The organism is Shinella sp. 838 (genome assembly GCF_029623935.1).
GTDB lineage: Bacteria > Pseudomonadota > Alphaproteobacteria > Rhizobiales > Rhizobiaceae > Shinella.
Window position 1 is genome coordinate 481,284 of the sequence record NZ_JARSBQ010000001.1, and the last position, 16,818, is coordinate 498,101.

Annotated in this window: 19 protein-coding genes; all 19 read left to right on the forward strand. The window is 63.4% G+C overall.

All coding sequences use genetic code 11. The annotated features are described in order from the left end of the window. The first annotated feature begins 5 nt into the window (after positions 1–5). The 19 genes from P9A16_RS02225 to ureG all read left to right on the forward strand — a co-directional run bounded on the left by P9A16_RS02225 (position 6) and on the right by ureG (position 16,814). Entirely contained in the window at positions 6–560 is a 555-nt protein-coding gene (locus P9A16_RS02225) for a sarcosine oxidase subunit gamma (RefSeq protein ID WP_023512211.1), read from the forward strand. Positions 561–680: 120 nt separating this feature from the next. Then, entirely contained in the window at positions 681–3,107 is a 2,427-nt protein-coding gene (locus P9A16_RS02230) for a GcvT family protein (RefSeq protein ID WP_024270831.1), read from the forward strand. Positions 3,108–3,392: 285 nt separating this feature from the next. Beyond that, positions 3,393–4,295 carry a branched-chain amino acid ABC transporter permease gene (locus tag P9A16_RS02235; protein WP_024270832.1) on the forward strand — a complete coding sequence of 301 codons (903 nt, stop codon included), beginning with the start codon at positions 3,393–3,395 and terminating at the stop codon, positions 4,293–4,295. Between the two features lie 3 nt (positions 4,296–4,298). Continuing rightward, positions 4,299–5,687, forward strand: a complete 1,389-nt coding sequence (livM, locus tag P9A16_RS02240; RefSeq protein ID WP_024270833.1) for a high-affinity branched-chain amino acid ABC transporter permease LivM — start codon at positions 4,299–4,301, stop codon at positions 5,685–5,687. After that, positions 5,687–6,574 (forward strand): ABC transporter ATP-binding protein, encoded by an 888-nt coding sequence (locus tag P9A16_RS02245; RefSeq protein WP_024270834.1) that lies wholly within the window; start codon positions 5,687–5,689, stop codon positions 6,572–6,574. The genes livM and P9A16_RS02245 overlap by 1 nt, the downstream gene beginning before the upstream one ends. Then, positions 6,571–7,296: an ABC transporter ATP-binding protein gene (locus P9A16_RS02250; RefSeq protein WP_024270835.1), complete on the forward strand. Its 726-nt coding sequence runs from the start codon at positions 6,571–6,573 to the stop codon at positions 7,294–7,296. Before P9A16_RS02245 ends, P9A16_RS02250 begins: the two co-directional genes overlap by 4 nt. A gap of 106 nt (positions 7,297–7,402) precedes the next feature. Continuing rightward, entirely contained in the window at positions 7,403–7,747 is a 345-nt protein-coding gene (locus tag P9A16_RS02255) for a DUF6867 family protein (protein ID WP_024270836.1), read from the forward strand. A 111-nt stretch (positions 7,748–7,858) separates the two neighbouring features. Further along, positions 7,859–8,977, forward strand: a complete 1,119-nt coding sequence (locus P9A16_RS02260; protein ID WP_023514116.1) for a branched-chain amino acid ABC transporter substrate-binding protein — start codon at positions 7,859–7,861, stop codon at positions 8,975–8,977. Between the two features lie 189 nt (positions 8,978–9,166). After that, positions 9,167–10,018 carry an urease accessory protein UreD gene (locus P9A16_RS02265; RefSeq protein ID WP_023514117.1) on the forward strand — a complete coding sequence of 284 codons (852 nt, stop codon included), beginning with the start codon at positions 9,167–9,169 and terminating at the stop codon, positions 10,016–10,018. Positions 10,019–10,116: 98 nt separating this feature from the next. Continuing rightward, positions 10,117–10,419, forward strand: a complete 303-nt coding sequence (locus P9A16_RS02270; protein WP_023514118.1) for an urease subunit gamma — start codon at positions 10,117–10,119, stop codon at positions 10,417–10,419. Between the two features lie 4 nt (positions 10,420–10,423). Beyond that, positions 10,424–10,678 (forward strand): DUF1272 domain-containing protein, encoded by a 255-nt coding sequence (locus P9A16_RS02275; RefSeq protein ID WP_023514119.1) that lies wholly within the window; start codon positions 10,424–10,426, stop codon positions 10,676–10,678. Positions 10,679–10,688: 10 nt separating this feature from the next. Continuing rightward, the gene (locus P9A16_RS02280) at positions 10,689–10,994 is read left to right on the forward strand and encodes an urease subunit beta (RefSeq protein ID WP_023514120.1); all 306 of its coding nucleotides are present in this window, start codon (positions 10,689–10,691) and stop codon (positions 10,992–10,994) included. 1 nt (position 10,995) lies between these two features. Then, the gene (locus P9A16_RS02285) at positions 10,996–11,430 is read left to right on the forward strand and encodes a lysozyme inhibitor LprI family protein (protein ID WP_023514121.1); all 435 of its coding nucleotides are present in this window, start codon (positions 10,996–10,998) and stop codon (positions 11,428–11,430) included. Positions 11,431–11,441: 11 nt separating this feature from the next. Then, complete coding sequence (locus tag P9A16_RS02290; RefSeq protein WP_023514122.1) at positions 11,442–12,059, forward strand: hypothetical protein; 618 nt, start codon at positions 11,442–11,444, stop codon at positions 12,057–12,059. A 127-nt stretch (positions 12,060–12,186) separates the two neighbouring features. Next, on the forward strand, positions 12,187–13,893 hold the full coding sequence (gene ureC / locus P9A16_RS02295) for an urease subunit alpha (protein ID WP_024270837.1): 1,707 nt from the start codon (positions 12,187–12,189) through the stop codon (positions 13,891–13,893). A gap of 139 nt (positions 13,894–14,032) precedes the next feature. Next, a complete protein-coding gene (locus P9A16_RS02300) occupies positions 14,033–14,866 on the forward strand; it encodes a GGDEF domain-containing protein (RefSeq protein ID WP_023512053.1) in 834 nt (277 codons plus the stop codon). A 107-nt stretch (positions 14,867–14,973) separates the two neighbouring features. Continuing rightward, the gene (ureE, locus tag P9A16_RS02305) at positions 14,974–15,444 is read left to right on the forward strand and encodes an urease accessory protein UreE (RefSeq protein WP_023512054.1); all 471 of its coding nucleotides are present in this window, start codon (positions 14,974–14,976) and stop codon (positions 15,442–15,444) included. Next, positions 15,437–16,108: an urease accessory protein UreF gene (locus tag P9A16_RS02310; protein WP_023512055.1), complete on the forward strand. Its 672-nt coding sequence runs from the start codon at positions 15,437–15,439 to the stop codon at positions 16,106–16,108. The genes ureE and P9A16_RS02310 overlap by 8 nt, the downstream gene beginning before the upstream one ends. A 94-nt stretch (positions 16,109–16,202) precedes the next feature. Then, positions 16,203–16,814, forward strand: a complete 612-nt coding sequence (gene ureG, locus P9A16_RS02315) for an urease accessory protein UreG (protein ID WP_023512056.1) — start codon at positions 16,203–16,205, stop codon at positions 16,812–16,814. Positions 16,815–16,818 lie beyond the last annotated feature (4 nt).

Here is a 16,818-nt window from a genome sequence, read left to right on the forward strand (position 1 = left end):
AGACCATGGCTTACGAGTATCAGGCAGTACACGCGCTGGACGGCACGATCGGCGCCGTCCCCGGCGAGCGGACCAACCATCTTGCCGTGCACCGTGCCACGGCCATCGCCGTGGTGCTGGCGGCACGCGGCCACGGTGCCGAAGCGGCCGGCATTCTCGTCGCCGACGGTGCGTTCGAGGCCCGCTTCTGCGGCCCGGGCGAATGGCTGGTGCTGTCGGAGGTGCATGCGCCGGAAACGCTGGCTGCCGAACTGTCCGTCCGGCTCGGTGCCTTCGCCTTCGTGGTCGACCAGAGCCATGGCCGCGTGGCGCTTACCCTGTCCGGCCCCGATGCGGCACGCATCCTTGCGAACGGTATCGCTATCGACCTTCATCCGGAGGCCTTCGCCGTCGGGCGCGCCGCGAACGTGCTGTGCAACCATCTCTCGGTCAATCTCGCCCGCACCGGTGCCGATCGTTTTGATCTCGTGGTGATGCGCAGCTTTGCCGAGGCACTGGTCGCCGATCTCAAGGTCATGGCGCGCAGTCACGATCTCTCCGTCGATTTCGCCACGCGCTGACAAAAACATCCGGAGCGACATGGCACTTCGCACCTCGGGCTTGCCGGGCGTCGGGGGAACCCAATAGGCTGCATTCGCGCCGCATTGAATTCCCTTCAACCCGGAAAAACCGGAGTTTTCATGAAGAGCCATGCAAGGGTCGTCGTTATCGGGGGCGGCGTTGTCGGCTGCTCCGTCCTTTACCACCTCACGAAATTCGGCTGGACCGATGTCGTGCTCGTCGAGCGTTCGGAGCTGACCTCCGGCTCGACCTGGCACGCAGCCGGCGGCATGCACACGATCAACGGTGATCCGAACGTCGCAAAGCTGCAGAAGTACACGGTGGAGCTCTACAAGGAGATCCAGGACTATTCCGGCCAGGACATCGGCCTGCACATGACCTCGGGCATGATGCTGGCATCGACCAAGGATCGCTTCGACTGGATGAAGTCGATCCTCGCCAAGGGCCGCTACATGGGCCTCGATGCGCATCTCCTCACGCCGAAGGAGGCGCATGAGCTGATGCCGCTGCTTGATCCGGACCAGTTCGTCGGTGCGGTCTTCGATCCCGTCGAGGGCCATCTCGATCCCTATGGCACGACACACGCCTATGCGAAGTCCGCAAAGAAGAACGGCGCCGAGATCTATCTGCATACCAAGGTGGAAGATCTCGTGCAGCGCGAGGACGGCAGCTGGCGCGTCATCACGGACAAGGGCGAGATCGTTGCCGAGCATGTGGTCAATTGCGGCGGGCTCTGGGCGCGTGAGATCGGCCGCATGGTCGGCCTCGAACTGCCCGTGCTTGCCATGGAGCACATGTATCTCATCACCGAGGACATGCCTGAGGTCATCGAGTTCAACCGGACCACCGGCAAGGAGCTGATGCATTGCGTCGACTTCGACGGAGAGATCTATCTCCGCCAGGAGCGCAACGGCATGCTGATGGGCACCTATGAAAAGGCCTGTCGGCCTTGGTCGCCGCTCACCACGCCGTGGGATTTCGGCCACGAGCTGCTGGAAGAGGACATCGCGCGAATCACCCCGGAGCTGGAGGTCGGCTTCCGGCACTTCCCGGCCTTCAACAAGGCCGGCATCAAGAAGATCATCAACGGACCTTTTACCTTCTCGCCCGATGGCAATCCGCTCGTCGGGCCCGTGCGCGGCATGACGAACTTCTGGTCGGCCTGCGCCGTCATGGCCGGCTTCAGCCAGGGCGGAGGCGTCGGGCTGGCGCTCGCCAACTGGATGATCAACGGCGATCCCGGCTTCGATGTCTTTGCCATGGATGTCGCGCGCTACGGTGACTATGCCACGCTCGCCTATACCAATGCCAAGGTACGGGAAAACTATTCGCGCCGCTTCTCGATCCGCTATCCGAACGAGGAGCTGCCGGCCGGCCGGCCGCTGCAGACGACGCCGATCTATGACAGGCTCAAGGCGGCCGGTGCCGTCTTCGGGGCATCCTATGGCCTGGAGCAGCCGCTGTGGTTCGCGCCTGCCGGCGTGGAGGACCGGTTCTCCTGGCGCCGCTCGACGGATTTCGAGACCGTCGGCGCGGAAGCCCGCGCGGTGCGCGAGAGCGTCGGTCTGATGGAGACCTCGGGCTTTGCGAAATATGCGGTGAAGGGGAGGGCGGCGGAAGCCTGGCTCGACCGGCTGCTCGCCTGCCGCCTGCCGGAAACCGGGCGCATGACGCTTGCGCCCATGCTGAAGGATGACGGAAAGCTGATCGGCGACTTCACGCTTGCCAAGCTCGGCGAGGGGGATTTTCTGCTGATCGGTTCGGGGATCGCCGAAGACTACCATATGCGCTGGTTCGAGACGCACCTGCCGCGGGATGGCTCCGTCACGCTGGAGGCGCTGAACCTCTCGCTTGTCGGCCTTGCCATTGCCGGGCCACGGGCGCGCGATGTGCTGGCAAAGCTGACGCATCGGGATGTTTCAAACGCGGCGTTTCCCTTCATGGCGGTGCGCCGGATGGATCTCGGCATGGCGCCAGCTGTCGTCGGGCGCGTCAGCTATACCGGCGATCTCGGCTACGAGATCTGGATGAAGCCGCAATACCAGCGCTATCTCTACGATCTCATCCTCGAAGCCGGGGCCGAGTTCGGCATCCGCCTGTTCGGCCTCAGGGCGCTGAATGCCCTGCGCCTCGAAAAATCCTACGGCAGCTGGTCGCGCGAGTATCGCCCGCTCTACGGCCCGGCGGAGGCCGGGCTGGAGCGATTCGTGGCCACGGGCAAGGCGGCGGAGTTCATCGGCAAGGACGCGGCGCGGGCTGAGCGGGAAGCGGGCGGTGCGCTCCGCTTGCGTACCTTCGTCCTTGCGGCGAAGGATGCCGATGTGATCGGCGACGAGCCCATCTATCTGGATGGTGCGGTGCGCGGCTGGGTCACTTCGGGGGGCTATGCGCATGCGGCCGGCCTCTCGGTCGCGGTCGGCTATGTGCCGAAGGAGATCGCCGATGTCGAATCCGGCTGGTCGATCGAGCTTCTGGGCGAGATGCTGCCGGCGCGCCTGCAGCCCGAACCGCTGTTCGACCCATCCGGCGCGCGTATGCGCGGCTGATTTGCTCTCGCTTACATGGCGTCGTGCCAGATCGGCACAGCGCCGTTTGCGACTTTCGTGCATCTTTTTGGGCAAAAGCGCCGCGCTTCGTGCCGAAATTTTGGTTTTCCTGGCGTCAAACGCGCCATTTAACCGTTCTTGCTAAAGAAATTGTCGATCCGGGCTTTTTGGGCTTCCCTTTTGTATTGAAAGCGGTATGGAATCCGGACTGTCAAACAAGCTCGGAAAAAGAGCAGACAAGAACAAGAGATGCGGCCCTCAGGAACCGCATCCGGGGGATAGCAAATGGAATACTTTGTCCAGCAGCTCGTCAACGGGCTGACGCTTGGATCTATTTATGGTTTGATAGCCATCGGCTACACCATGGTTTACGGCATCATCGGCATGATCAACTTCGCCCATGGCGATATCTTCATGCTTGGCGGATTTGCCGCTCTCATCGTCTTTCTCGTCCTCACCAGCGTGTTTGTCGGCCTTCCGGTCGTCATACTTTTGCTGGTCATGATCGCTGCGGCCATGCTGACGGCATCGCTGTGGAACTGGACGATCGAAAAGGTGGCCTACCGGCCGTTGCGCGGCTCGTTCCGCCTGGCGCCGCTGATCACCGCAATCGGCATGTCGATCGCGCTGTCGAACTTCATCCAGGTCACGCAGGGTCCGCGCAACAAGCCGATCCCGCCGATGGTGTCGTCGGTCTACAACGTCTTCGGCATCTCGATCTCGCTGAAGCAGCTGATCATCATGGTGCTGACGGTCATCCTGCTGGCGACCTTCTGGTACATCGTCAACAAGACCTCGCTCGGGCGTGCCCAGCGCGCGACGGAACAGGATCGCAAGATGGCGGCCCTGCTCGGCATCGATGTCGACCGGACGATTTCCGTGACCTTCATCATGGGCGCCTCGCTCGCTGCCGTCGCCGGTACCATGTACCTGATGTATTACGGCGTGACCGTCTTCACCGACGGCTTCATTCCGGGCGTCAAGGCCTTCACGGCTGCGGTTCTCGGCGGTATCGGCTCGCTTCCGGGTGCCGTGCTCGGCGGTCTGCTCATCGGCCTCATCGAGAGCCTGTGGTCCGCCTACTTCACCATCGACTACAAGGACGTCGCGACGTTCTCCATCCTCGCCATCGTCCTGATCTTCAAGCCGTCCGGTATTCTCGGACGACCGGAAGTCGAGAAGGTTTGATCCATGTCCAACATTTCGAACACTCATGAGCGCGCCGGCGGGAACCTGACGGCGCAGGCTCTGCGCGAGGGCTTTTTTGCCGGTCTCGTCGCACTCGGTCTCTTCGTCCTCTTCGTCGGTCTCGAGACCACGCAGAACATCCGCAACGAGCTTGTGCTGAACCAGCGCTGGGGGCTGCTTGCGATCTTCGTGGTCGTCGCTGCCGTCGGTCGCTTCCTCTCCGTCGCCTATCTGCGTCCCTGGGCTGCCGCCCGCAAGGCGGCCGCTTCGGCCAAGCCGGCGGAAGGCGAGGAGAGCTTCTTCAAGCGCAACTTCAGCAAGATCGCCATCGTTGCGCTGCTCATCTATCCGCCGCTGATGGTCATGCTCTTCGGCGTGCAGGGCTCGCTGAAGTGGGTCGACAATTTCGGTATCCAGATCCTCATCTACGTGATGCTCGCCTGGGGCCTGAACATCGTCGTCGGTCTCGCCGGCCTGCTCGACCTCGGTTATGTCGCCTTCTATGCGGTCGGTGCCTATTCCTACGCGCTGCTGTCGCAGCAGTTCGGCTTCTCTTTCTGGATCCTGCTGCCGCTCGCCGGCATCCTTGCGGCCTTCTGGGGCATGATCCTCGGCTTCCCGGTGCTGCGCCTGAAGGGTGACTACCTTGCCATCGTGACGCTGGCCTTCGGGGAAATCATCCGTCTCGTGCTCATCAACTGGACGGAAGTGACCCGCGGTACCTTCGGCGTGTCGGGCATTCCCAAGGCTTCGGTCTTCGGTATCTGGTCGTTCGACGTCAGCGCGCCGAACAACTTCGCCAAGGTCTTCGGTCTGCCGATGTCCTCGGCCTATTACAAGATCTTCCTCTTCTATCTCATCCTGGCGCTGGCCCTGCTCACCGCCTACGTGACGATCCGCCTGCGCCGCATGCCGATCGGCAGAGCCTGGGAAGCGTTGCGTGAAGACGAGATCGCCTGCCGTTCGCTCGGCATCAACACGGTGACGACCAAGCTGACGGCTTTCTCCATCGGCGCGATGTTTGGCGGGTTTGCCGGCTCCTTCTTCGCTGTGCGCCAGGGCTTCGTGTCGCCGGAAAGCTTCGTCTTCCTCGAATCGGCGATCATCCTTGCCATCGTCGTTCTCGGCGGCATGGGTTCGCTCGTCGGTATCGCCATTGCCGCGGCGGTTATGGTCGGCGGTACAGAGCTCCTGCGCGAGATGACGTTCCTCAAGTCCATTTTCGGACCTGACTTCACGCCGGAGCTCTACCGCATGCTGATCTTCGGCCTCGCCATGGTCGTCGTCATGGTCTGGAAGCCGCGCGGCTTCGTCGGAAGCCGTGAGCCGACTGCGTTCCTCAAGGAGCGCAAGGCGGTCTCCGGCAGCTTTACCAAGGAAGGGCACGGCTGATGGCGCCCGGAACGAATACGATGACGAAAGATCCCATCCTGAAAGTAGAGCATCTGTCGATGCGCTTCGGTGGTCTCATGGCCATCAACGACCTCTCCTTCGAGGCCTACCGCGGCGACATCACGGCGCTCATCGGCCCCAACGGTGCCGGCAAGACCACGGTGTTCAACTGCGTGACGGGCTTCTACAAGCCGACCATGGGCATGATCACCATGTGCCAGAAGGGCGGCAAGCAGTTCCTGCTGGAGCGCATGACCGACTTCGAGGTCAACCGCGATGCCAAGGTGGCGCGCACCTTCCAGAACATCCGGCTGTTTTCCGGCCTGACGGTTCTGGAGAACCTGCTCGTCGCCCAGCACAACATGCTGATGAAGGCCTCTGGCTATACGATCCTCGGCCTGCTCGGCATGCCCGCCTACAAGAAGGCTGCCGGCGAATCGATCGATGTCGCAAAGTACTGGCTGGAAAAGGCGAATCTCATCGAGCGTGCCGACGACCCGGCGGGCGATCTGCCCTACGGCGCGCAGCGGCGTCTGGAAATCGCCCGCGCCATGTGCACGGGGCCGGAGTTCCTGTGCCTCGACGAGCCGGCCGCAGGCCTCAACCCGCGCGAATCGCTGGCGCTCAACGAACTCCTGCGCTCGATCCGCAACGACAGCGGCACGTCGATCCTGCTCATCGAGCACGACATGTCCGTTGTCATGGAGATTTCCGACCATGTGGTCGTGCTCGAATATGGGCAGAAGATCTCCGACGGCACGCCGGACCATGTGAAGAACGATCCGAAGGTTATCGCGGCCTATCTCGGTGTCGAAGATGATGAGGTCGAAGAGGTGATCGAGCAAATCGAGGTGATCGAGGGCACGCAGGGAGGATCGCAGGAATGAGCGATACGCTTCTCAGCGTCAAAGGCGTGGAAACCTACTACGGCAATATCCGCGCACTCGCCGGCGTCGATGTCGAGGTCAAGAAGGGCGAGATCGTCTCGCTCATCGGTGCGAACGGCGCCGGCAAGTCGACCCTGATGATGACGATCTGCGGCAGCCCGCAGGCCCGCGCCGGCACCGTCACGTTCGACGGCGAGGACATCACCCGTCTGCCGACGCATCTGATCGCCCGTCGTCGTATCGCCCAGTCGCCGGAAGGGCGCCGCATCTTCCCGCGCATGACGGTCTATGAAAATCTCCAGATGGGCGCGAGCCTCGACAATCTGAAGTATTTCAACGAGGACGTGGAAAAGATCTTCACGCTCTTCCCCCGGCTCAAGGAGCGTCAGGCCCAGCGCGGCGGCACGCTTTCGGGCGGCGAGCAGCAGATGCTCTCCATCGGTCGTGCGCTGATGGCGCGTCCGAAGCTCCTGCTTCTCGACGAGCCCTCGCTCGGTCTTGCCCCGCTGATCGTCAAGGGCATCTTCGACGCGATCAAGAAGCTCAATCAGAACGAAGGCCTCACGGTGTTCCTCGTCGAGCAGAACGCCTTCGCCGCTCTCAAACTCTCCGACCGGGCCTATGTGATGGTCAACGGTCAGGTGACGATGAGCGGTTCGGGCAAGGAACTTCTGGCCAATCCGGAAGTGCGCGCCGCCTATCTCGAAGGCGGCCGGCACTGAGGGTGGTCCCGCGCAGGACCCGCACGGATCCTGCGCCGATCCTAGGATTTACGGCGGCTGGCGCATATCCTGCGGGACGCGCGGCCCTGTAAGGGGAGTATGTATTATGCAGGGAATTCTCTACGAAGAACCGTCGATCTGGCAGTTCCTGTTCATCACCGTCATCATGGGCGGCTGGACGGCCTGGCGTACCGGCAAGAGCGTCGCCGAGAACTGGCAGAGCTACGCCACGCTGGTGATTTACGTGCTTCTGCTCGGTGCGGCGATCCGCTTCGTTCACCATGCGCTGTTCCACGGCACCATGCTCACGGTGCAATACTATGTCGTGGACACGGTCGTGCTTTTGTTGTTTGCTACGCTGGGTTACCGCTACTATCGCACGCGGCAGATGACCAATAACTATTACTGGCTCTATGAAAAGGCATCGCCCTTTTCCTGGAAAGCGAAATAACCAGAGGGAAGCCCGCGGCCGGTTTTCGGTCGCGGCATAACGATATCGGCGCAATGATGCGGGTGTTGCGACCGGTTGAAACAAGCCCGCTTTAAATTTGGGAGTAACAATATGAAGAAGTCTCTCATGTCGGCTGTTGCTTTGGCTGCAATGGTCGCCTTCAGCGGCAGCGCCTGGGCCGACATCCTGATCGGCGTCGGCGGCCCGCTGACCGGTCCGAACGCCGCCTTCGGCGCGCAGCTGCAGAAGGGTGCCGAGCAGGCCGCTGCCGATCTCAATGCAGCCGGTGGCATCAATGGCGAGCAGGTCAAGATCGTGCTTGGCGACGACGTTTCCGACCCGAAGCAGGGCGTTTCGGTCGCCAACAAGTTCGTCGCTGATGGCGTGAAGTTCGTGGTTGGTCACTTCAACTCGGGCGTTTCCATCCCGGCTTCGGAAATCTATGCGGAAAATGGCGTCCTGCAGATCTCGCCGGCATCCACCAACCCGACCTACACCGAGCGTGGCCTGTGGAACACCTTCCGTACCTGCGGCCGTGACGACCAGCAGGGTGCTGTTGCCGGTTCCTTCGTTGCTGCCAACTTCAAGGACGCCAAGGTCGCCGTCCTGCACGACAAGACGCCGTATGGCCAGGGTCTTGCCGACGAGACCAAGAAGTCGATGAACGAAGCCGGCGTGACCGAAGCCATCTATGAAGGCGTCAATGTCGGCGACAAGGACTTCTCCGCACTCATCGCCAAGATGAAGGAAGCCGGCGTTTCGGTCGTCTATTGGGGCGGCCTGCACACCGAGTTCGGCCTCATCGAGCGCCAGTCCGCAGACCAGGGCCTGAAGGCCACCTTCATCTCGGGCGACGGCATCGTTTCGAACGAACTGGCTTCCATCGCCGGCGATGCCGTCGACGGCACGCTGATGACCTTTGCGCCCGATCCGCGCAAGAACCCGGCCGCCAAGGACCTCGTCGAGAAGTTCCGCGCTGCCGGCTTCGAGCCGGAAGCCTACACGCTCTATGCCTATGCTGCCGTTCAGGTCATCGCTGAAGGCGCCAAGGCTGCCGGCGGTACCGACGCGCAGGCCGTTGCCGAAGCCATCAAGTCCAAGGGTCCGTTCCAGACCGCGATCGGCGAACTCGGCTTCGACGAAAAGGGCGACATCACCCGTCCGGACTACGTCATGTACACCTGGAAGAAGGGTGAAGACGGCAAGTACACCTACATTCAGAACGAGTAGTCGTTCTGACGGAACGGGCGGCGCATTGCACGTCGCCCGGCCGCTTGAGCTTGAGCCCGGCCTTCGTGCCGGGCTTTTTTGTCGCCGGCAGGGTTCTGCGATGATGGTGGGACACGGTTGGGGCTTGCGTGTCGAGGCGTCCTGGTGAAACCTGCACCAAAGAGTGTCCCAACTCCGGTATCGAAACCCATGAACATTTATGCGGAACCGCCATCTGCTCTTGAAGGGGAGGTTCCTTCCCAGCGCCTTCAACGCGCACGCGGGCACGGGCGACTGGCTGCGAAGGCTTCTGCCGCCGGCACGCGGCTCGACGTGCTCTTCCAGGAGGGCTGCGCCAAGATCCGCCTGCCCAAGATCTTCGACGGAACGATGGAAGCGGTGTTGATCAACACGGCAGGTGGGCTCACCGGCGGGGACCGTGTCCTCTGGGAGCTGGAGGCTCGCGCCGCAACGCGCCTGACGGCGACGACGCAGGCCTGTGAACGGGCCTACAAGGCACATGCGTCCACCGCGACGGTGGAGACCCGCATTGCTGTCGGTGCCGGTGCGCGAGTCGACTGGCTGCCGCAGGAGACCATTCTCTTTGATCAGGCGGCACTCGGCCGCCGGCTGGAGGTGGATCTTGCCGAAGACGCCACGTTCCTTGCGGTCGAGGCCATTCTGCTCGGTCGCAAGGCGATGGGCGAGCGTATGGAGGCCGGGCTTTTCCGGGACCGCTGGCGCATCCGCCGTGCCGGCCGGCTGATCCATGCGGAGGAAACCGCGCTGGCCGGCGGGATTGCCGCGCTGGCGGACCAAAGGGCGACATTGGCCGGTGCTCGTGCCTTTGCCACCGTGCTCTTCTGTGGCCCTGCAGCAGAGGCGCATCTGGAGCCGCTGCGCCGGCTTCTGGTGGACGGGGAGGGCGGTGCCAGCCATTGGCAGGACAAGCTCGTTCTGCGCCTCGTTGCGCCCGATGGGTTCGCGCTTCGCAAAAAGCTGATCCCGATCATTTCGCACCTGCGTGGCGGCGCGGGCGTACCGAAAGTGTGGACCCTCTGACCCCCTGCGGTTTTGAGCCGGGTTCCTGTTTTACGTATGTCGTGCGCGCAATTCCCCTGTTTAATATCGCACGACGTGAATCAAGCGATGGACCATCCATGAACCTGACTCCCCGCGAAAAGGACAAACTGCTGATCGCCATGGCCGCGATCGTGGCGCGCAAGCGGCTGGAACGCGGCGTGAAGCTCAACCATCCCGAGGCGATCGCGTTGATTACTGATTTCGTCGTCGAGGGTGCGCGTGACGGCCGGGCGGTTGCCGAGCTGATGGAAGCAGGTGCCCACGTGCTGGCGCGCAACCAGGTGATGGAGGGCATTCCTGAGATGATCCACGACATTCAAGTCGAGGCGACCTTCCCCGACGGCACGAAGCTCGTGACCGTGCACGAACCGATCAGGTGAGATCATGCTGGACCTTCGACCGAACTGCGAATGCTGCGACCGCGACCTGCCGCCGGAAAGCCCGGAGGCGATGATCTGCACGTTCGAATGCACCTTCTGCACCGATTGCGTGACGGGTGTTCTTGGCGGTGCCTGTCCGAACTGCGGCGGCGAGTTCGTGCGCCGCCCGGTCCGGCCTGCGGCACTGCTCGCAAAATATCCGGCCTCCACCAAGCGGGTCCTGAAGGCCGAAGGCTGCGGGCCGGCAGCCGCGGCGTGAGGAGGGTATCATGATCCCCGGTGAAATCATTGCCGCTTCCGGCGACCTCGAACTCAATGCCGGCTTGCCGGTCACCACGCTAGATGTTTCCAACACCGGCGACCGGCCGATCCAGGTCGGCAGCCACTACCATTTTTACGAAACCAATGCGGGTCTCGCCTTCGATCGGGAGAAGGCGCGGGGCCTGCGTCTCGACATTCCAGCCGGCACGGCGGTGCGTTTCGAGCCGGGGCAGACCCGTACGGTTCATCTCATTCCTTTTGCCGGCAAGCGCGAAATCTACGGTTTCCGCCAGGGCGTGATGGGGAAGCTCTGACATGGTGATACGTTCCTGCCTCCTGCTCGCCACCGCGCTCCTTCTTCTCTCTGCCCCTATGGCCGCCGCACAGGACGGTGAGCCGGAGGTTGATTGCCAAAACGCCCAGGCACAGATCGAGATGAACATCTGCGCCGGCCGCGATTATGAGGCCGCCGACGAAGAACTGAATGCCGCCTACAAGGTGACCATGGCCGCGGCGCGCAAGATGGACGAACAGGCCCGCGAGATGGGCGAGCACTATGTCGGCGCCGTTGACGCGCTGAAACGTGCCCAGCGAGCCTGGATCGGCTACCGGGACGGGCAGTGCGAGCTGGCCGGCTTCGAGGCGCGCGGCGGCTCCATGGAGCCGATGCTGGTTTCCGGCTGCCTCGCCGACCTGACGCGCAAACGCACGGCCGAACTGAAGGCCGTCTCCGAATTTTCCGGCAATTGAGGAGGCGGGCGGTGTCGCGCAGGATCGCCATTGTCGGAAACGGGCCCGTGCCAGACGGGCTTGCAGCGGCGATCGATGCCGCCGATCTCGTGATCCGCTTCAACGACTGCCGCTCCCTGGGGCGCGGGGGCGACAGGACCGATATCGTGGCGGTCTGCAACACCGGCCGCCCGGCCCTGGCGATGCTGGGCAGTGGCCATTGGAAGGCAAGTGCCGCGGTGCGGCAGGCGCGCGAATTCTGGTGCGTGCGGGCATCGCAGATGTTTGCCGCCATGCGCCCGGCCCTTGCCGTGAGCCATCCCGATCTCGACGATTTCTGCGACGACTACACGCTCGGCTTCGAGACATTCGCGCACGCCACCGGTCGGCGGATCGACGTGATCCCGTCTGCGGTGCATCATACGCTCGATGCTGCGCTGGCGGTCTTCGACCCGCCACCTTATGTGGTGCCGAGTTCCGGGCTGATCGTCATTGCCCATGTGCTCGACACCGTCGCTAAGGCGGGCGATCGCGTTTCCATCGCCGGGTTCGGTCACGAAGGGTGGCAATGGCACCCCTTTGTCGCCGAGCGGCGCTGGGTGGATGCCCAGATTGCTGCCGGCCGTCTCGACCGGCTGGAGCGCCTCTGATGGGCGCCGATCTACCGGAGCGGCTCCCGATCTTTTGCCGCCTTGCGCGACGCCAAAGCGATGCCGCTCCGGTTGGCAAAGTTTCCGACCATCCGAACAAGACACCTGCCTCCCGGGGAAGTTGACCATGTCCTATCGAATGTCCCGTGCCGCCTATGCCAACATGTTCGGCCCAACCATCGGCGACAGGGTACGGCTGGCCGATACCGAGCTCTTCGCCGAGGTGGAAAGGGATTTCACCAGCTATGGCGACGAGGTGAAGTTCGGTGGCGGCAAGGTCATCCGCGACGGTATGGGCCAGAGCCAGGCAACGCGAGCCGAGGGGGCCGTCGACACGGTCATCACCAATGCGCTGGTCATCGACCACACCGGTATCTTCAAGGCCGATGTGGGCCTCAAGAACGGTCGCATCGCTGCGGTCGGCAAGGCGGGCAATCCTGATACGCAGCCTGGCGTCACCATCATTGTCGGCCCCTCGACCGAGGTGATTGCAGGTGAGGGCAAGATCCTCACGGCGGGCGGCATGGACGCCCATATCCACTACATCTGCCCGCAGCAGATCGAGGAAGCGCTGGCGAGCGGCATCACCATGATGCTTGGCGGCGGCAGCGGCCCGGCGCACGGTACGCTTGCCACCACCTGCACGGGCGCCTGGCATATCGAGCGCATGATCGAGAGCTTTGACGCCTTTCCGATGAACCTGGCGCTTGCCGGCAAGGGCAATGCCTCACTGCCGGCGGCGATCGAGGAAATGGTGAAGGCCGGGGCCTGCGCGCTGAAGCTGCACGAGGATTGGGGGACGACGCCGGCGGCGATCGACTGCTGCCTTTCCGTCGCTGATGACTACGACGTGCAGGTTATGATCCATACGGACACGCTGAACGAAAGCGGCTTCGTCGAGGACACGATGGCCGCCATCAAAGGCCGCACCATCCATGCCTTCCACACTGAGGGGGCGGGCGGCGGCCATGCGCCGGACATCATCAAGGTGTGTGGCCATGCCAATGTCATTCCGTCCTCGACCAATCCGACACGACCCTACACGGTCAACACGATCTCCGAACATCTCGACATGCTGATGGTCTGCCATCACCTGTCGTCGTCGATTCCGGAGGACATCGCCTTTGCCGAGAGCCGTATCCGCAAGGAGACGATCGCGGCCGAGGACATCCTGCACGATATCGGCGCCTTCTCGATCATCTCCTCTGACAGCCAGGCCATGGGCCGCGTCGGGGAGGTGGCGATCCGCACCTGGCAGACCGCCGACAAGATGAAGCGCCAGCGCGGCCGCCTTGCCGGCGAGACGGGCGAGAACGACAACCTGCGCATCCGTCGCTACATCGCGAAATACACGATCAATCCGGCGATCGCCCATGGCCTCAGCCACGAGATCGGCTCCGTCGAGGTCGGCAAGCGGGCCGACCTCGTCTTGTGGAACCCGGCTTTCTTCGGTGTGAAGCCGGACATGGTGTTGATCGGCGGCGGGATTGCGATGGCGCCGATGGGCGATCCGAACGCTTCCATCCCGACGCCGCAGCCGGTGCACTACCGCCCGATGTTCGGTGCCTTCGGCAAGATGCGCACCAATTCCTCCGTCACCTTCGTCTCGCAGGCGGCGATCGATCTCGGCCTGCGCGAGCGGCTCGGCGTCGCCAAGCAGCTGCTGCCGGTGCGCAACACGCGGACCATCTCCAAGGCCTCGATGGTGCTGAACGACCTGACGCCGCATATCGAGGTGGATCCGGAGACCTACGAGGTGCGGGCGGACGGCGAATTGCTGACCTGCGAGCCCGCGACCGTGCTGCCGATGGCACAGCGCTATTTCCTTTTCTAGGCGGCTGCCGGCCAAGCGGACCTTTCCGCATATCCCTTAACGGAAGTTTCAAAACGGGACAGTTAAACTTCTAGCGAAGGCATTAGCTGAATCTGAAAGAAAGTGCCTTAGGGTCTCCTTGTTCATTATGGAGAGATGTATGCGTGGCAGGCTGGCCCTTTGGCTGAGGGCCCAGTGGGAGGCGGGTGTCTTCCAGACGCGGGCCGATATTTCGATGTTCGTGCTGAACACCGTCCTGGTGACCATCACGCTTGCCACTGCGGGCTATCTGATGGCTACGGCAATCCTCGCGAACTTCGGCCTGCTCCCCAACCCCTTTGCTGCCGCTCTCGGTTTCGATACTCCCACGACGGTGCTGGTCGCGGCGAGCGTTTCGGCCCTGATCGCCTGGCTTCTGGGCATGGCAGTGCATGAAATGGCGCTGTCACGCGCCGAATTGGAACGGCTTAGCCGGCTGGATTCGCTGTCAGGCCTCCTGAACCGGCGGGCCTTCATCGCTGATATGGCGGACAAGAAGGTTAACGGCTTTTTCGTGCTGTTCGATGTCGATCGGTTCAAGCTTGTCAACGACACGCATGGGCAAGCGGTGGGCGATGCGGTCATCGTTGCCGTTGCAGAGGAGCTTGAGCGGGTCTTTGCCGCTCCACATCTCGTCGGGCGTGTCGGCGGCGAGGAGTTCGCCGTCTTCATCGAGAACGACGACCGCGGGGATTGCAGCCTGCTGGTGGAGGAAGCCCGTCGTTCCGTTGCTGCGCGCCGAGTCGCGGGTGCCAAGGGTCCGGTCACCGTCACCCTGTCGGCCGGCATCGCGGATCGAGCTCAAGGCCGGTCGTTCGAAGCGATCTTCGAGGCGGCGGACCGGGCGCTCTATCTTGCCAAGTCGCTCGGCCGCGACCGGACGATCCATGAGGACGAGGGTGAGGGACTGCTGGAGCCGAGCCGCCGCGTTGCCGCTGGCGGGCGCCGGCGCTGATGACGACCTACGCCAAATGACGTAGGTTGGCGCTTCGGCGGTTTCCTCGACAGGGCAAACGTGCTCTTGTCGGGGGGACTTGATCCATCGAGACCCGAGGTCGCCTCTTGCCCCACCGCTCCACGGAAATCCTGCCGCACGGAACCGGCGGATCCCGCACGCCCATCGACGCCGTCATTCTCGCCCATGATCAGCGCCATGTGCGTCGCAAGCTCTTGCACATGCGCAGCGACGATGTCGTGATGCTCGATCTCCGCGAACCCGTACAGCTTGCCCATGGCGATCTCCTGCTCACGGAAGCGGGCGAGGTGATCGAGGTGATCGCCGCTGCGGAGGAGCTCTACGAGGTGGTGCCGAAGGATCGCCTGCATCTTGCCGAGCTTGCCTGGCACCTCGGCAACCGTCACCTGCCGGCGCAGATCGAGGACATGCGTATCCTCATCCTGCGCGACCATGTGATCCGGGATATGCTGACGGGGCTCGGTGCTGCGGTGCGGGATGTCGTGGAGCCCTTCCATCCGCTGCGCGGTGCCTATCACGGCGCGGGGCACGGCCACCACCATCACAGCCATGGCTGACACGGCGTCGCCTGCGGCTCTGCTGCGCCTGATGACCTGGCTCTCGCCGGCCTTTCCAGTCGGTGCCTTCTCCTATTCCGGCGGTTTGGAGCAGGTGGTGAGCGATGGCGATGTGAGCGATGCGGAAACGCTCCGTACCTGGCTCGTGAGCATCCTTGCGCACGGCAATCTCTGGAACGATGCCGTGCTTTTCGCCGAGGCGCATCGGGCCTTCGGCGATGCCGGGCGGCTGACGGAGGTTGCCGAACTCGCGGCGGCATTGTCGGGCTCGGCGGAGCGGTATCGTGAGACGACGCTGCAGGGCGAGGCCTTTCTCGCCGCTGCGGCGAGCTGGCCGCATCCGGTGTTGGCGACGCTCGGTGCCGTCTCCGCCTATCCGGTGGCCGTCGGTGCCGTTTCGGGCGGGCATGGCGTTGCGGCCGAGGCGGCGCTTGTCGCCTATCTGCACGCGGTCGCCTCGAACCTTGCCTCGGTCGCCATCCGCTGCGGCGTTATCGGCCAGCGGGGTGGCGTAGCGCTACTGGCGGAGCTGGAGGGGACGGTCCTCACGCTTGCGGCGGCGGCAGCCCGTTCGACGCTCGATGATCTCGGTTCGGCGGCCATCCGGGCGGATATCGCCAGTCTGCGGCACGAGACGCTGGTGACACGGCTGTTTCGCTCATGACGGCGCGTGCGGTGATGCGCGGTACGGCGCGGAGTTTCAACGAAGGGGTTGCGGCGCTCCCGGCCGGCTATCCCGGATCTACCGGAGGTTTCCCATGACATCGAAGAATGGCCCCCTGCGCGTCGGTATCGGCGGCCCGGTCGGCTCGGGCAAGACGGCGCTCACCGAAAAGCTCTGCAAGGCGATGCGCGAGCACTTTTCCGTCGCGGTCGTTACCAACGACATCTATACGAAGGAGGATGCCGAGGCGCTGGTGCGCATGCAGGCGCTGTCGTCCGACCGCATCGTCGGCGTCGAGACGGGCGGCTGCCCGCACACGGCGATCCGCGAGGATGCTTCGATCAACCTCCAGGCCATTGCCGATCTCAACCGGCGGTTCCCCGATCTCGACGTGGTCTTTATCGAATCGGGCGGAGACAATCTGGCCGCCACCTTCTCGCCGGATCTCGCGGACCTGACGATCTATGTCATTTCGGTCTGCCAGGGAGAGGAGATCCCGCGCAAGGGCGGGCCGGGTATCACGCGTTCGGACCTGCTGGTCATCAACAAGAAGGATCTTGCCCCCCATGTCGGGGCAGATCTGGACGTCATGCAGCGCGACGCCGAGCGCATGCGCGCCGCCCGGCCCTTCGTCTTCTCCGATATGAAGCGGGGAGAGGGGGTCGGCCGTATCGTTGATTTCCTGTGCGTCGAGGGCGGTCTCTGATCCC

What these genes read in the sequence shown, in the direction of transcription:
- P9A16_RS02225 (WP_023512211.1), top strand. Translation starts at nt 6, where the DNA reads ATGGCTTACGAGTATCAGGCAGTACACGCGCTGGACGGCACGATCGGC.
- P9A16_RS02230 (WP_024270831.1), top strand. Translation starts at nt 681, where the DNA reads ATGAAGAGCCATGCAAGGGTCGTCGTTATCGGGGGCGGCGTTGTCGGC.
- P9A16_RS02235 (WP_024270832.1), top strand. Translation starts at nt 3,393, where the DNA reads ATGGAATACTTTGTCCAGCAGCTCGTCAACGGGCTGACGCTTGGATCT.
- livM (WP_024270833.1), top strand. Translation starts at nt 4,299, where the DNA reads ATGTCCAACATTTCGAACACTCATGAGCGCGCCGGCGGGAACCTGACG.
- P9A16_RS02245 (WP_024270834.1), top strand. Translation starts at nt 5,687, where the DNA reads ATGGCGCCCGGAACGAATACGATGACGAAAGATCCCATCCTGAAAGTA.
- P9A16_RS02250 (WP_024270835.1), top strand. Translation starts at nt 6,571, where the DNA reads ATGAGCGATACGCTTCTCAGCGTCAAAGGCGTGGAAACCTACTACGGC.
- P9A16_RS02255 (WP_024270836.1), top strand. Translation starts at nt 7,403, where the DNA reads ATGCAGGGAATTCTCTACGAAGAACCGTCGATCTGGCAGTTCCTGTTC.
- P9A16_RS02260 (WP_023514116.1), top strand. Translation starts at nt 7,859, where the DNA reads ATGAAGAAGTCTCTCATGTCGGCTGTTGCTTTGGCTGCAATGGTCGCC.
- P9A16_RS02265 (WP_023514117.1), top strand. Translation starts at nt 9,167, where the DNA reads ATGAACATTTATGCGGAACCGCCATCTGCTCTTGAAGGGGAGGTTCCT.
- P9A16_RS02270 (WP_023514118.1), top strand. Translation starts at nt 10,117, where the DNA reads ATGAACCTGACTCCCCGCGAAAAGGACAAACTGCTGATCGCCATGGCC.
- P9A16_RS02275 (WP_023514119.1), top strand. Translation starts at nt 10,424, where the DNA reads ATGCTGGACCTTCGACCGAACTGCGAATGCTGCGACCGCGACCTGCCG.
- P9A16_RS02280 (WP_023514120.1), top strand. Translation starts at nt 10,689, where the DNA reads ATGATCCCCGGTGAAATCATTGCCGCTTCCGGCGACCTCGAACTCAAT.
- P9A16_RS02285 (WP_023514121.1), top strand. Translation starts at nt 10,996, where the DNA reads ATGGTGATACGTTCCTGCCTCCTGCTCGCCACCGCGCTCCTTCTTCTC.
- ureC (WP_024270837.1), top strand. Translation starts at nt 12,187, where the DNA reads ATGTCCTATCGAATGTCCCGTGCCGCCTATGCCAACATGTTCGGCCCA.
- P9A16_RS02300 (WP_023512053.1), top strand. Translation starts at nt 14,033, where the DNA reads ATGCGTGGCAGGCTGGCCCTTTGGCTGAGGGCCCAGTGGGAGGCGGGT.
- P9A16_RS02310 (WP_023512055.1), top strand. Translation starts at nt 15,437, where the DNA reads ATGGCTGACACGGCGTCGCCTGCGGCTCTGCTGCGCCTGATGACCTGG.
- ureG (WP_023512056.1), top strand. Translation starts at nt 16,203, where the DNA reads ATGACATCGAAGAATGGCCCCCTGCGCGTCGGTATCGGCGGCCCGGTC.